Below are 13,556 nucleotides of genomic sequence, written 5' to 3'. Positions count from 1 at the left end.
CGCTCCTCGGCGGCCTCGCGCGGGCGGACCTCCGCGTCCGGTCCGCGGCCAGCGATGCTCGGCGGCTCATCCGCCGGCGGCGCGCCTGCGTCGCCGCATCGGGCTACCAGACCTGCCGCAGGAGGGGGCGGCGAGAGCGGCGTCAGCTGCCGCGGATCCGCCGCAGCCCGAGGGCCGCGGCGGCCGCGAGCGCGAGCCAGAGCGCCTGGGGCGGGGCGCTGGACGGGGACGCAACGAGGCGGCAGCCGCAGCCGCTCGAGCCATCGCCGTCCGGCGGCGTGCGCGGAATCCCGCCGAGGAAGCCTTCCGGTATGACGCGACCGAACCTGTTGTTGCTCTCGTCCGGGTCCTTTGCGTCGCTGGTGACGGTCGCCCACGTCTCGACCCGCTGACCTCGATAATCGAGCTTGCCACGCACGGTGATGGACCAGCCATCGAACTTCGGCATCTCCGCGACCTCGCAAGACAGCTTGCCCGCTTGCACGGCGCAGTCCACCCCCTCGTCCGACGTCCAGGTGACACCGACCATGCCCTCGGGCAGATCCTGCTCCAGGCGCACGCGGCTCGCCGTCGAGGGACCGTCGTTCCTCACGTGCTCGATGAGCATGATGTCCGAGTCCTCGATCACGATGCTCACGTCGCCGTGCAGGTCGGCGCGCACCTCGTTGTCGATGGGGATCCGCAGCGTCGCGCGGTTGTTGCTCGCGTCGACGTCGACCAGACGGCTGCACACCGAGACGCTCAGGTCCACGTGCTCGCCCTCCCCGACGTTGAGGGTCGCCACGAATTGCCTGCTCTCCCCGGCGCCGAGCCCGGGTACGGAACATTCGCCAGGGACGCCGCAGCTCAGCTTGACCTGACCGCTCTCTCCACCGTCTGCGGAGAGGGTCATGCCCTGCGACGGTGTTGAGCTCCGGTTCGTCACCGACAGCGTCAGCCGGGGGTCGTCGCCTGACCTGACGAGGGCGGGCGCGTCCACGATCTCGATCGCGAGATCGGTCCGCACGCCGGGGGCCATGGAGGGGTCGTAGTAGGTGGAGTTGACGAGATCGAGCAACCCGTCGCCCGTCAGGTCGAGCAGCGCTTCCGGCGCGTACTCTGACCGATTGCGCTCGGTGAACGTCCATTGCCGCTCGACGAGCTGCCCGATGAACGAGCCGACGACCAGCTCGTCTGCGCCGTCCCCCGAGAGATCGGCCGTGAGCATCCGGCCGCTGCCGCGAGCCCTCTCCTCGGGCTCCAGCGGGGTGAAGGTCCCCGCGGGAGCCTGGAGCCATGTATGGAGAAGCATTTTGTAGTCCGCCGGTGCAACCTCATCCCTCGCGATCACGGCCACATCCTGGAGACCGTTGCCGTCGAAGTCGCCGAACGCCCCGAGCTGGTAGCCTCCGTCCATCGCCAGCCGATGTACCGGCTGGAAGCTCCCCGAGGCGGTCCGCTGGGCGATGGCGACGCCGCCCGCGGCCGGATACAGCAAGTCCTGTAGACCATCGTCATCGACGTCCCGCGCGACCATCTCGGTCGTGCGCGTGACGAACTCATCGAGCGCGGCGACGTCGGTCAGCGTATGGACCGCGCGGAACACTCCCTCCGACGCGTGGAACAGCTGCATCTCGCTCGGGGCCGTCTCGACGACGATGTCCGCCTGGCTCGGGCTAAGGAAATTCCCGGCGGCGAGCAGCAGCTGCGATCCGGGGTCGCTCGGCGTGACATCGAGGTATCCGAGGTGCGTCAGGTTGCCCGACGTCTGCTGGAGGACGAACACGCGCTGGGTGTCCCTGACAACGACATCGAGCTGGCCATCGCCGGTGACATCGGCGACCGCGAACTGCCGCATGGACCGCTCGCGGTCCACGTCGTGCGTGTACGTCGTGCTGGTGAGCAGCGAGCCGTCGCGGTTGCGAAGCTGGAGCGTGAGCTCGAAGGGACGGCTCACGAGCCAGTCGTAGGCGCCGTTACCGTCCATGTCCGCAAAGAGCACCCTCTCCCCCCCGGGAGGAAGGTCGAGCTCGGTGGCGCTCGACGCGAAGAAGACCGAGTCGCACGCGGCGGCAAACGACACGCTCGGCGAGCTCAGGGGAAGCAAGCCGGCGATGATGAAAGCATGACATTTCATGAAATACAGCTTACCATGAGGACTTCGGGCCTTGCGGGACGCAGGGCCGACGAGCTCGTGCTCCCCGCCGGGCTCGTGCTGTGCGCTGCCTCGTCGCGTCGGCTCGCGCGGGCGCGGGCCGACCGTCTCGCCCCCGGCGGCTCCTCCCGGTCAGGCGCCGATCGCGCCGCGTCGCGCGGCAGCGAAGTATGCGAGAATATCACCCGACAGGGAACCTCATGTCACCGATGCCCGCGACCGACATCCTCCGCGCCCCGTTGCTGCCGCCGCGCCCCCTCCAGGCGCCCCGCCCGCGCGGCGGTCCTGCGAGAGGGTCGCTGGCGCGGCGCGCGGCGGCGCCAGCGCTCGCGCTCTCGCTGCTCCTTTCGGGCTGCGGAGCCTCGGATCCGCCGCCTCCGGAGGTGCGGGTCACGGGCTGCCCTCGTTGCGCCGGGGTGGCGCGGGTCGGCGCGCTCCCGGAGGGCGACATCGACGAGTGCTCCGGCGTGGTCGCCAGCGCGCTGCACCCGGACGCGCTCTACGTGCACAACGACCACGGCGACGACCCCCGGTTCTTCGCGATCGGGCTCGGCGGCGCGCTGCGGGCCCAGGTGGACGTGGCCGGCGCGGCCGCGATCGACTGGGAGGACATCGCGCGCGGCCCCTGCCGCACGGGCGGGGGCAGCTGCCTGTTCCTCGCGGACATCGGCGACAACGACAGCGAGCGCGACAGCTACGCGGTCTACAGCGTGCAGGAGCCGGACGCGCTCGGAGGCGCGCCGCGCGCCTCGACCGCCGAGGTGTTCGTGATCTCGTACCCCGACGGCAGCCACGACGCGGAGACGCTGCTCGTTCACCCCACCACCGGGGCGCTCACCGTGGTGACGAAGGTCAACAAGGGCATCTCGGAGGTCTACGAGCTGCCGGCGCTCCCCGCCGCGGGCGCGCCGGCGACGCTCGTCCACGCGGGCTCGATCCAGCCGCCCGCCGGGAGCGCGCGCTTCACGGGCGGCGACGTGCACCCGGACGGCGCGGGGGTGCTGCTGCGGACCTCGTCGCACGTGCTCTACTACCCGATGACGCCGGATCAGACGGTGGCGCAGGCGCTGGCCGGCTCGCCCTGCATGCTGCCGTCGGCCGACGAGGAGCAGGCCGAGGCGATCGCGTGGATGCCCGGCGGCTGGGACTACGTGATGATCGGCGAGGGGAAAAAGGAGCCGATCCACCGCGTGTCCTGCCAGGCGCCCTGAACGGCGCCCGAGGCCCCGGCGCCCGCCGTAGGTAGGCCGCCGGCCCAGCGCCCTCCGCGTTCACGCCGTCCCGGTGGCCTCGATTCGCCTGGAAGCCTGGAAGAGATCGCGGCCGATGGCGCGCGCGGCGGCCAGATGAGCGGCCGGATCCCGCGTCTCCGAGTCGAACAGGAGCTCGGAGGTCGCGACGCGTGCGCCGCAGTAATCGAAGATCCCGTGATCGATCTGCGTCTTCATGGCGCCGAGATAGCCGTGCCGCGCGTAGACCCGCGCGTCGCTGCCGGCCATGGCGACGAGGTGCACCCGGAGGCGGTCGAGCTTCTTCACCAGCCCGGTATCCAGGCCGAAGTCGAAGGCCCAGCCGTTGGAGAACACGCGATCGATCCACCCCTTGAGGAGCCCCGGCATCGACCACCAGTAGACGGGATAGACCAGCACGAGGGCGTCCGCGCGGTCGATCCTCGCCTGCTCGGCGGCGACATCGGCGGGCGGCGGCGCCTTCCTGCGATGGACGGCGAGATCCGCCGCGGTGAACCTCGGATCGAACGCTTCCGCCGCGAGGTCCGCGATCTCGAACGAATTGCCGGACAGGGACACCTCCTCGGCGATCTGCGCGGCGACGCCATGGGTGAGCGACCCGGGCTCGGGGTGCGAGACGACGATGAGCGCGTGCATGCAGAATCTCCTGCTCGCCGATCACGGGCGAAGGCTGGTTACCCTTAGTAGGTTACCTTTGGTAGATTGCCTTGTCAAGGCAGGGGCGGACCTCGCTGGAGCGCCAGTGAGCTGCCCGCGATCCGCTCATCGGCGCGATCACGCGGGCGACGCGGCCGAGCTGCTGCGTGTCGTCCGAGATCCCGTGCCCAGAGGCGCCGAGCGGCCCGTCACCTCTTTCGATACGCGCCGGGCGTCATCCCCGTACGGCGCTTGAACGCCGTCGTGAGGTGCCCCTGGTTGGAGAAGCCACACGCCAGAGCGATCTCGGCGATGGACAGCCGCTCGTCCCGGAGCATGGTCATCGCCCTCTCGATGCGGCGCGAGAGCACGTACTGATAGGGAGTCTGGCGAAAGGCGTGCTTGAACAGGCGCGAGAAATGGTCGGGCGAGTAGCCCGCCATCCCCGCCAGGTCGACGAGCCCGAAGTTCGAGGAGAGCTCGCTGTCCACGAACTTCTCGATCTTGGTGCGCTGGCTGATCGAGAGGCTCGTGCTGCGCAGCGAGCTCTCCGCCTTCGCCCCCGCGCCGTACCGCGCCGAGAGATAGGAGGCCAGCGCCAGGGAGAGCGACTGGACGTACACGGCTCCCAGGTACTCCTGCCCCTCGGCCTGCGCCTGGAGCCGGAGGACCAGGTCGACCACGTGGGCGTCGACCAGGCCGAACTGCGGGCCCCGCTCCGGAACCAGGCCGGGGGACGGAGACGAGCAGAGGGCCAACATCGATGCTTCGGGGAAGTTCACGGCCGTGCACACGGACGGCCGCCCCCGCCACTCGACGCTGTGGAGCCTGGTCCTCCGCGGCAAGAGGTCCATCATGCCCGAGAGCCGCTCGAAGGAGTGCTCCCGCACCTCTCCCGAGGTCGGGTCCGCGAAGCGGATGTGGACCTGCGAGGGGCCTCCCGTCCAGACCAGGACCGCATCCGATTCGTTGGAGAGCGCCTCGAACCGGCCGCTTTCGGGAACGTGCCCGATCCGCAGAGGCAGCCCCACCCAGTCCGATCCGGTGAGCGCCACTCCGTACTTTGCTGGAAGCGTCGCGGTCATGCTCGGGGTCGCCCGGAGCATCGTCGGCATCGAGGAACACAGCGGTCAAGCCCTTCGTGCGCCGGCCGCGTCGCCAGCGCGCAGCTCTGCTCGCTTCCGCCGAGCGGATCGGACCCAGCACGTCGAGATCCTGAAAACCTTCGCCGGGAATTTGAACGACATCGCTGCGAGCGCCTCGTACCCTTCCGCCACTTCTCGCAGAGGCTGCGCGGGCGGTGTGGCAATGCGCCGAGCCCGCCGAATTTAGGCCATAAACATAATTTTTCACCACTTGGTCGCCTACGACCGGGAGCGCTGCTCATATGTCGCCTTCGACGTCTCCGCTTCTCGTCCGCCGTGGTGCATTCGGCGCCCTCGCCCGCGCGATTCCCCTCGCGGGCCTCCTCTTCGTCGGCTCACTGGCCTGCTCCAGCGATTCTGACGGGTCGTCCGCGGGCTCGGGCGGGTCTGGAACGGCCACTTCCGGCGGCGCTCCGGCGAGCGGAAGCGGCGCGTCGACCACGAGCGGGGCGGGCAGCGCGACCGGAACCGGTGGATCCGGCGGGGGGGCGACCACGGGGAGCGGCGCGACGACCAGCGCCGGCGAGGGCGGTGCGAGCTCTTCCACGAGCGCGACCTCCGGCGGCTCGGGCGGCGGCGGGGGCGCTCCCGATCCGGGGTTCCAGCCTTGCCCCGCGACGGGCCCCTGCAAGGTCGTGCCCCTCGGGGACTCGATCACCTTCGGTCTCGGCTTCGACGGCGGGTACCGGGTCGAGCTCTTCCGCCTGGCCTTGCAGGACGACCACGAGATCACCTTCACCGGCACGCAGCAGAAGAACGGCCCCGCGATGGTCGACGGCGTGACGTTCCCCCGCAACCACGAGGGGATCAGCGGGCAAACCATCCAGCAGATCGCCGGTCGCGTGCCGAGCCCGGCGCTCAACGAGATGCCGCACATCGTGCTGCTCCACGCGGGCACGAATGACATGGTGCAAGGCGCGAACGGCGCCAACACCCGCCTTGCCGCTCTCCTGGACGAGCTCATCGCCGAGGCGCCCGACGCGCTGATCGTCGTGAGCAACATCATCCCTCTGCCGGCCGCCGCGAACGCGGTCAATACGTTCAACGCCACCATCCCCCCGATGGTCGAGGAGCGGGCCGCCGCGGGCGCGCACATCGTCTTCGCCGATCAGTTCACGGGTTTCCCCACGTCCGAGCTCGGCGACACCGTCCACCCCAATCAGGCGGGTTACGCCCGGATGGCGCGCGTCTGGTACGAGGCGATCGAAGGCTACCTGAGGTGAGCCGGCCTGGGGTCGAGGGGTGGGCGGCGCGCTCCCAGGGTCGAGGGGCGCGGTCGATCAACCGGCCTCGGCGGGGCGCAGCGGCGCGCCGGTGCGCGTGAGGTAGTCGCGCACGCGCGCAAAGCCCTGGAGCAGGTGCTCGTGCACCTGCTCCTCGGTGTTGGCCGAGGTGATGCCACGAGGCGATCGTCCTCCCGGCACAGCCCGGCGCCGCCGTGGGCGCCGGCTGAGAGCAGCCGCGCCACCTTGGCGGCGAGCGCCTCGAGCGCGCCATACGTCACGTCGGCGCCCTGCTCGCGGATCGCCGCGCGCGTCGCGTGGTCCCGGAAGGCGCCCGCGAGCGCCTCGTGCAGCAGGTAGGTCATCGTCCCCTCGTGCTTGTGGCGGCCAGCGCTCGCCGCGAACGTCCGTGGGCGCGCGAAAGTCGCGCGGGTGAACCATGTATCCCGCGGCGATGGGCCCGCGCGGAGGCCGGGCGCGCAGACCGGGAGCGCTCTCGGGATCGAGGTAGACGGCGGGGGGCAGGCCGCGCGCCGCGTAGAAGGCCTCGACGGCCGCGAGGACGTCGGGGCCCGAGCGCGACACGGCCTGGGCGCAGTTGTAGTAGCCCGCGTCGGCGTCGGCCATGTACGTGAGCTGGTAGTCGTCCGTGTCCACCAGCTCGTCGTAGTACATCGCGGCCCAGACCGCGTTGTTGGCGCGGACGAGGCGGTGGATCGAGGCGCTCCGGGGGCGAGGTGCCGGCGGCGCTCATGTCACGCCGGCGCGCCGTTCGGGGACGCCAATTGAGATCCGGTGACCTGCTGCATTCATAGGAGATCCCTAGTCCAGGCGGTTACGAGCTGCGCATGTCTCGATCGCAATCCAGGAATCGACAACGGCCCATCTCACGGCCAACACACGACTGACATGCATCCTTTATCCTGAAGAAAGGTGGACGCGCAAACAAAGCATGAGGCTGTCATCCGGAGCCGATCGCGCGGCAGGGCTTGACATTCCCAGTAGAAATTGCACCTTATCTCTTTGAGACTTTCACTCTTACTTGGTAGCATCACTACGCACACTTGTGTCTTGAGGCGGGCAAATAATCCGCCCGAAGGAGAATACCTTGAGCTTACGCACTACCGCTCCCACAATGTGTGTCGCCTTGGCGGCTGTTCTCGCGGGCTGCGCTGGAGATGCCGACACGGGCGCTGGCGAGGGCTCGCTGACGGACGGCGATCCGGTCCTCGACCAGAAGCCATCATCGCTCGCGGCGCCGGGCTGCACGGTTCGCCTCACGCCGGCGAGCCTCGTCGCCAGCGTCGCGCAAGCCGAGAACCCGGCAGCGAACGTCGCGGATGGCAACCTGGCCACCCGCTGGTCGGGCCGCGGTAAGGGCGCCTACGTGACGGCAGACCTGGGCGCGACGCAGAGCATCTGCGGCATCTCTCTGGGTTGGTACAACGGCGGAGTCGATGGACGCATCTATGACTACGCGCTCTCGACGTCCACGGACGGTCGCGATTTCTCGCCGCTCGTCTCGGGGAAGAGCTTGCCGAGCACGTCGCTCCAGCCGATTGAATTCCAGCCCGTCAACGCGCGGTACGTCCGTCTCACGGTGAACGGGAACACCGTGAACGACTACGCCAGCGTGACGGAGCTTCAGATCGCCGGCAGCGCGGCCCCCGCCAGCCCCTTCGTACATCCTGGCATCCTGGTCAGCAAGGAACAGCTGGATTTCGTCAAAACAAAGATCCGCAACGGCGAGCAGCCCTGGAGCAAAGAGTACCAGCTCGCCAGGGGCTCGAGGCCCGCGGACCGGAGCTACGTCGCCGACCCGGTGCCGGTCGTCAAGTGCTCCACGCCTGGATCGAAGCAAAAGGCCATCGATCTGGGCTACGAGCAGGCAGGCTGCGACGGCATCGTCAACGACGCGAACGCCGCCTATACGCAGGCGCTGCTCTGGTACTACAGCGGCGACGCGCAGTATGCCGAGAACGCGAGGGGCATCCTCAACGCCTGGGCGCGCACGCTGACCGCCATCTTGTTCGATCAGCCCCGCTTCCCGGACAACAATTCTCAGGTCTACGCCAACGGTCACTTCAACGCTGGCTGGGCAGGCACCAACTTCCTGCGCGCCGCGGAGATCTTGCGTTACACGTACAGCGGCTGGACGGCCGCGGACACCGCGCTGCAAGAGAACCACTTCAGGACCGTCTACTGGGACCTGGTGAAGGACGGCTGGACGGGCGGCCAGAACCGCACGGCCGTGATGAACGAGGTGGCGCTCGACATCGCGATCTTCACGAACGATCTCGAAAAGTACGAGTACGTCGTGAGCCAGGTAGAACACTCGAGCAGGGCGATGATCTACATGCCGAGCGACGGCGGCCAGCCGCTCTCTCCGATCTACCAGGGGAGGCCGCGCTACACCAGCGGGACCGAGCTCGCGTCGATCTGGAGCAGCCCGACGCGCTACATCGCTGGCCTCGAGCAGGAGACCTGCCGCGACCTCGGGCATACCCAGATGGGCATGAGCTCGCTCGCGAACATGGCAGAGACCCTCCGCATCCAGGGCGACCCTCGCAGCGCCTATAGCGACGACCCGGAACATGACGAGAACCGCCTGCGGGAGTCGCTCGAATTGAACGCCGACTACGTGCTGCAGTACCTCGACAACACGCGCAATCGGGTCGGCGTGGAGGTCTCCCCCGCGGGCTGGATGCCGGCGCGGAGCTGGCCTTGCAGCAGCTTCTCCAAGAACGCCGGCGGCCACTCGGCGGTGATGGGCTGGGAGATCGGGTACAACGAGTTCCACAACCGGCGCGGCATCAGCATGCCGAAGACCGAGGCGCTCATCGCACGGGTGAGGGCGATGAGCAGCGCTTCCACGCGGTTCGGCAACCACATCGGCTGGGAGACGCTGACGCACGCGGGCGCGCCCTAGCACCTGGCCTGGTTCCACCTACCAGGCGTGCGGCCAGGGATCCGGAGAGAGAATTCAACGCAAAGGCGCAAAGGCGCAGAGGAACGAATAGAACAGGCCCCGGCAGGGACAGGGCCTGCGCCGGTACGACGCAGGCCCGGCCCCTCCGGTGCTGGCTCAGTGCGATCCCGTGTACTTGAACTCGAGGATCGCTCCCGGGTTGTCCAGGACCGTCGTGCCGAGACCGGTCGGTCCGCCCGTGCCCCCCGAAGGGTCCGTGATCACGTACAATGTCCGGCGGTCCGGGCCGATCGCGAGGTCGCGGTAGCGGTTGCTGGTGACGAGCTCGCGGACAGGCTCGCCGACCACGGATTTCCCGTTCCCGCTCAGCTTCACCCGGAACACCGCGCCCCTCTTGAGGCTGGTGATCAGGAGAGAGTTCCCCCACCCCGGGACGCCGCGCCCGGCGGGGTAGTAGTGGAGCGAGGAGGGCGCGATCGTGGGCCAGCAGATCCAGAAGAAGTCTTCTCCGCACACCGAATGGCGGAAGTCGTGGTCGTCCTCGACGGTGTAGAAGGTGAGGAGCGGCTCCCGGAAGTCGGGGTGGCTCCAGGCGCTCTCCTCCTGCCGCGGGACGGAGGGAGGCGTCTCGAAGTCGTTCCACTCGAGCGCCTCGCAGGGCGTGGGGCTCGAGGCCGACCAGTTGTCGTACGTGTACGCCTGGTCGTCCTGATAGCCGGCGACGTGCGGCCAGCCGTAGTTCTTGCCGGGCAGGATGAGGTTCAGCTCGTCGTCGCTCTTCGGCCCATGCTCGTTCGCGTACAGCTTGCCACCCCGGCCGAACGCGAGGCCCTGCGGGTTGCGGTGGCCGTACGAATAGACATGGCTGCGGGTGCCGTCGATCCGCGGGTTGTCGTGCGGGATCGAGCCGTCGGCGTTCAAGCGCAGGACCTTGCCAGTGTACTTCGACCAGTCCTGCGCCGCGACCTCCGCCGCCGTGGGCAGCGCCTGCGCGCGGATGGGGAGGCACTTCCTGCCAAACTGATTGTTCCCCTGATCGCCGAGCGTGTAGTAGAGCTTCCCATCCGGGCCGAAGAGGAGCCGCGCGGAGTTGTGATCGTCGCTCCCGGGCAGGCCGGTGATGATGTCGAGCGGGCTCCCCAGGGTCCCGGTCCCCGGATCATACGTGTAGCGGCGGATCTTCGTCCTGCGGTCCACGGCTGCGCCGGGATCGACGTCGTAGGTGAAGGAGACGTACACGTAGTCTCTGCCCTTGCCCTGGAGCAGATCCGGGTGCAGGGCCAGGCCCAGCACCCCGTCCTGTCCCCCCGACTGGAACGCTTCCTCGATGGTGACCGCGGTCGTCTGCTGCCCGTCCTCCGGCCGCACGCGCAGGACCCGCTTCGACACGCGCTCCGTCAACCACAGGAAGCCGTCCGGGCCCAGGACGATCCGCATCGGAGACTGGAGGCCTCGTGTGATCTCGCGCGAAGCGAAGGAGGCTTCCTCGCCGGCGCTGGCCTCATCGGCCTCGTCGCCGGGCTCGCCGTCGACGACGGCATCCCCATGAGCGCCGATCGGACCGTCCAGGCGATCCGCCGGGCCGCACCCGGCGAAGCCCAAGGAAGCCGTGGCGAGCAAACCAACCTGAGCCAGGAAAGCAGCTGGGCTGCGTAAGATGAAGAGCGACATAGAACTACCTCACTGATTCTTCCAATGGAGAACGCGGATCGGGGCCCGCCGCGCCAGGACGCGGCAGATGTGCTGAGAGAGCCTCCAGCGTCGCGGAGCATACGGCGTCCGACAAGCTGTGTCCCGAGCAAAGTGATCTGTCTTTACTATGTAAACAAACCACGGAGGTCCTACCCGCTGTCACGTTGGCACCGGCAGCGCCGGTGCTGATGGGGGCACCGGCAGCTCCTGCCACAGACGCACACGTCAGCGCGTCCCACCTACGACCCCGCGATCTCATCCCGGCGCGGGAGATCGCCCCTTCGGGACCTCGAGCCTGGCGGCGCGGCGACGGGCGCGTCGCTCTGATTCAGAACCAGCGCGCGAGCGCGTCGTCGAGCGACGTCGACGACGCGTCTGTCCACGCGATGCAGCCGTCGGGGCGAACGAGCATCGACGGGCCGCCTTGGGTGCGTGCAACTTGCACGCCTTGTGGGAGTGACCGCTCCAAAGGCGAGATGAAGAGGCCGCCTCCGTTCTCCATCAGCGTGTAGAGCCGCTCTTCGCTGCCGCCTTTGAGCGTGAGGAGCTGGTCCTTCGCGAGCGTGCCGACGAGCGGGTCGTCGTCACCGAGGTCGTAACGAATGCCGACGCCCGTGAGCATCTCGCCGAAGTAGCGATTGCCTGCGGGCAGCTTCATCAGGTCGCTCACGATGGCGCGGAGCGCGCTCGTCAGCGGGTCAGGACGCATGAGCGCGACTTGCGCGCGGGTATTTTCGAGGACGCGCGCGGCGACGGGATGGCGCTCGGCGGTGTACGAATCGAGGAGATGCTCGCGCCCCTTCACCGCCGCGGCGAGCTTCCAACCGAGGTTCGCGGCGTCGACGAGGCCGAGGTTCAGGCCCTGGCCGCCGAAGGGCGAGTGGACGTGCGCGGCGTCACCGGCGAGAAAGACGCGGCCCATCCGGTAGGTCGTCGCTTGCCGCGCGTTGTCGGTCCAGCGCGTCGCCATCGTCATCGACAGGATCTTGACGTCGGTGCCGCTCACGCGCTGGATCGCCGCCTCGACCTCGGCTCGCGTGATCGGCGCATCGCGATGGGGCGGCGGCCCGTTGAACTCCGCCGTGAAGACGCGCCCCGGCGTCGGTCCGGACGCGACGAGGCCGCGCGGCGTCCGGTGCCAACCCGTCGGCAGCTTCTCGGGCGCATCGAGCTGGACGACAGCCTGATAGCCGGTGATGGTCGGATCCGTGCCGGGGAACTCGAAGCCGGCGAGCTTGCGGACGCGGCTCCGGCCGCCGTCGCAGCCGACGAGGTACTTCGCGCGCAGCGGGCCCGCGCTCGTCTGCACGGTCACGCCGTCGTCGTCCCGCTCGAGGTCTTCCACCGTGATGCCGCGACGGATCTCGATCCCGAGCTCCGTCGCGCGCGCGATCAGGATCTTCTCGAGCGCCTCTTGCGGCACGGGACGCATGCGGCGCTCCGGGTCGCGCTGGAGGCCCTGGTCGATCAAGAACAGTCCAGAAAAATGGCCTCCCGGCTTCTTCACCGGTCCAGGTCCGAAGCGGGCCCTCAGCGCCGGCATCATCAGCGCCATGGCGGCGCGCTGCTCGTCGTCGAGCGCGCCCGCGAGCCCGCGTCGTTCCAGCGCCTCGGCCGCCACCGCGCCGACCGCAGCGGCCTTGATCGTGCGGTCGGGCTCCACGAGCCGCTCCAGGACGAGCGGCTTCACGCCCGCGATCGCGAGCTCGATCGAGAGGAAGAGCCCGACCGGACCAGCGCCCACGATGACCACGTCCTGAGCCATGACGTAAAACTTAGACTCGGTAAATATTTGTGCAAGCATAATTTTTGTCTTAGTCTAAGATTCGATTCATGGGCGAGCTCCGCGAAAGGAAGAAGCGCGAGACCAGGCAGCGGATCTCCGACGTCGCGACGGAGCTGTTCTTCGCGCGCGGCTTCGACGCGGTGACGGTCGAAGAGATCGCCGCCGCCGCCGATGTCTCCAAGATGACGGTGTTCAACTACTTCGCGCGCAAGGAAGACCTCCTCTTCGATCGCGAGGGCGAGGTGAAGCTGCTCCTGCGCGAGGCCATCGGCGAGAGGCCGCCAGGGCAGTCGCCGATCGACGCGCTCCGCGGCCTCGTCGACAGGCTGTGCGAGCAGAAGCACCCGTTCGCGCGCGTCGACAGCCAGACGGTCGGCTGGTGGCGCGTCGTCGCGGCGAGCCCGTCGCTCAAGGCGCGCCTCCGCGAGATCGGGGACGAGGTGGTCGAGGGGCTCGCGATCGATCTGGCTGGTCCGAAGCCCGATGGCCTCGCGCGGCTCGTCGCCGGCATGGTCGTGCTGACGTGGCGCACGGCGTACGGCGAGGCGATCCGCGTGTTCGAGCGCGGAGGCTCGGCGAAGAGGGCGAACGCCGCGTTCATCGCGTTGATCGATCGCGGCTTCGCGGCCGCTCACGGCATGGCGGCGAGCTCGAGCTGGCAGACGACCGGATGACCCATCCCCCTCCAGGGGTTCGCGCGTCATGCATCGTTGACCGGCGCGACCTGTCCCCGCTGCCATCGCGCCGGCGCTTTGCCCTCG

10 protein-coding genes are annotated in these 13,556 nt (G+C 68.9%); 4 read left to right on the top strand and 6 right to left on the bottom strand.

What is annotated here, in order from left to right:
* Positions 1-142: 142 nt before the first annotated feature.
* Entirely contained in the window at positions 143-2,116 is a 1,974-nt protein-coding gene (locus tag WMF33_RS00945; RefSeq protein WP_437335365.1) for an FG-GAP-like repeat-containing protein, read from the bottom strand.
* A 218-nt stretch (positions 2,117-2,334) separates the two neighbouring features.
* Here WMF33_RS00945 and WMF33_RS00940 point away from each other — a divergent pair, with 218 nt between their 5' ends.
* Complete coding sequence (locus tag WMF33_RS00940) at positions 2,335-3,345, top strand: hypothetical protein (protein ID WP_437335364.1); 1,011 nt, start codon at positions 2,335-2,337, stop codon at positions 3,343-3,345.
* 60 nt (positions 3,346-3,405) lie between these two features.
* On the opposite strand, the gene WMF33_RS00935 is transcribed toward WMF33_RS00940, so the two are convergent.
* Together WMF33_RS00935 and WMF33_RS00930 are read right to left on the bottom strand one after the other, a co-directional pair.
* On the bottom strand, positions 3,406-4,020 hold the full coding sequence (locus WMF33_RS00935) for an NAD(P)H-dependent oxidoreductase (RefSeq protein ID WP_437335363.1): 615 nt from the start codon (positions 4,018-4,020) through the stop codon (positions 3,406-3,408).
* 209 nt (positions 4,021-4,229) lie between these two features.
* The gene (locus WMF33_RS00930; protein ID WP_437335362.1) at positions 4,230-5,135 is read right to left on the bottom strand and encodes a helix-turn-helix domain-containing protein; all 906 of its coding nucleotides are present in this window, start codon (positions 5,133-5,135) and stop codon (positions 4,230-4,232) included.
* A gap of 665 nt (positions 5,136-5,800) precedes the next feature.
* On the opposite strand from WMF33_RS00930, the gene WMF33_RS00925 reads away from it, so the two are divergent.
* Entirely contained in the window at positions 5,801-6,388 is a 588-nt protein-coding gene (locus WMF33_RS00925; RefSeq protein WP_437335361.1) for an SGNH/GDSL hydrolase family protein, read from the top strand.
* 57 nt (positions 6,389-6,445) lie between these two features.
* On the opposite strand, the gene WMF33_RS00920 is transcribed toward WMF33_RS00925, so the two are convergent.
* Positions 6,446-6,589, bottom strand: coding sequence for a hypothetical protein (locus WMF33_RS00920; RefSeq protein ID WP_437335360.1), 144 nt, complete (start codon positions 6,587-6,589; stop codon positions 6,446-6,448).
* Positions 6,590-7,535: 946 nt separating this feature from the next.
* Here WMF33_RS00920 and WMF33_RS00915 point away from each other — a divergent pair.
* Positions 7,536-9,317 carry a discoidin domain-containing protein gene (locus tag WMF33_RS00915; protein WP_437335359.1) on the top strand — a complete coding sequence of 594 codons (1,782 nt, stop codon included), beginning with the start codon at positions 7,536-7,538 and terminating at the stop codon, positions 9,315-9,317.
* A 156-nt stretch (positions 9,318-9,473) separates the two neighbouring features.
* Here WMF33_RS00915 and WMF33_RS00910 read toward each other — a convergent pair whose 3' ends face one another.
* Together WMF33_RS00910 and WMF33_RS00905 are read right to left on the bottom strand one after the other, a co-directional pair.
* Positions 9,474-10,988 carry a glucose/sorbosone family PQQ-dependent dehydrogenase gene (locus WMF33_RS00910; protein ID WP_437335358.1) on the bottom strand — a complete coding sequence of 505 codons (1,515 nt, stop codon included), beginning with the start codon at positions 10,986-10,988 and terminating at the stop codon, positions 9,474-9,476.
* A gap of 349 nt (positions 10,989-11,337) precedes the next feature.
* Complete coding sequence (locus WMF33_RS00905) at positions 11,338-12,813, bottom strand: FAD-dependent monooxygenase (RefSeq protein WP_437335357.1); 1,476 nt, start codon at positions 12,811-12,813, stop codon at positions 11,338-11,340.
* Between the two features lie 29 nt (positions 12,814-12,842).
* Here WMF33_RS00905 and WMF33_RS00900 point away from each other — a divergent pair, with 29 nt between their 5' ends.
* Entirely contained in the window at positions 12,843-13,469 is a 627-nt protein-coding gene (locus tag WMF33_RS00900; RefSeq protein ID WP_437335356.1) for a TetR/AcrR family transcriptional regulator, read from the top strand.
* Positions 13,470-13,556 lie beyond the last annotated feature (87 nt).

Origin of the sequence: Sorangium sp. So ce394 (assembly GCF_051474665.1) — a bacterium.
Lineage (GTDB): Bacteria > Myxococcota_A > Polyangia > Polyangiales > Polyangiaceae > Sorangium > Sorangium cellulosum_D.
This window is presented reverse-complemented; position numbering and strand designations above follow the sequence as displayed.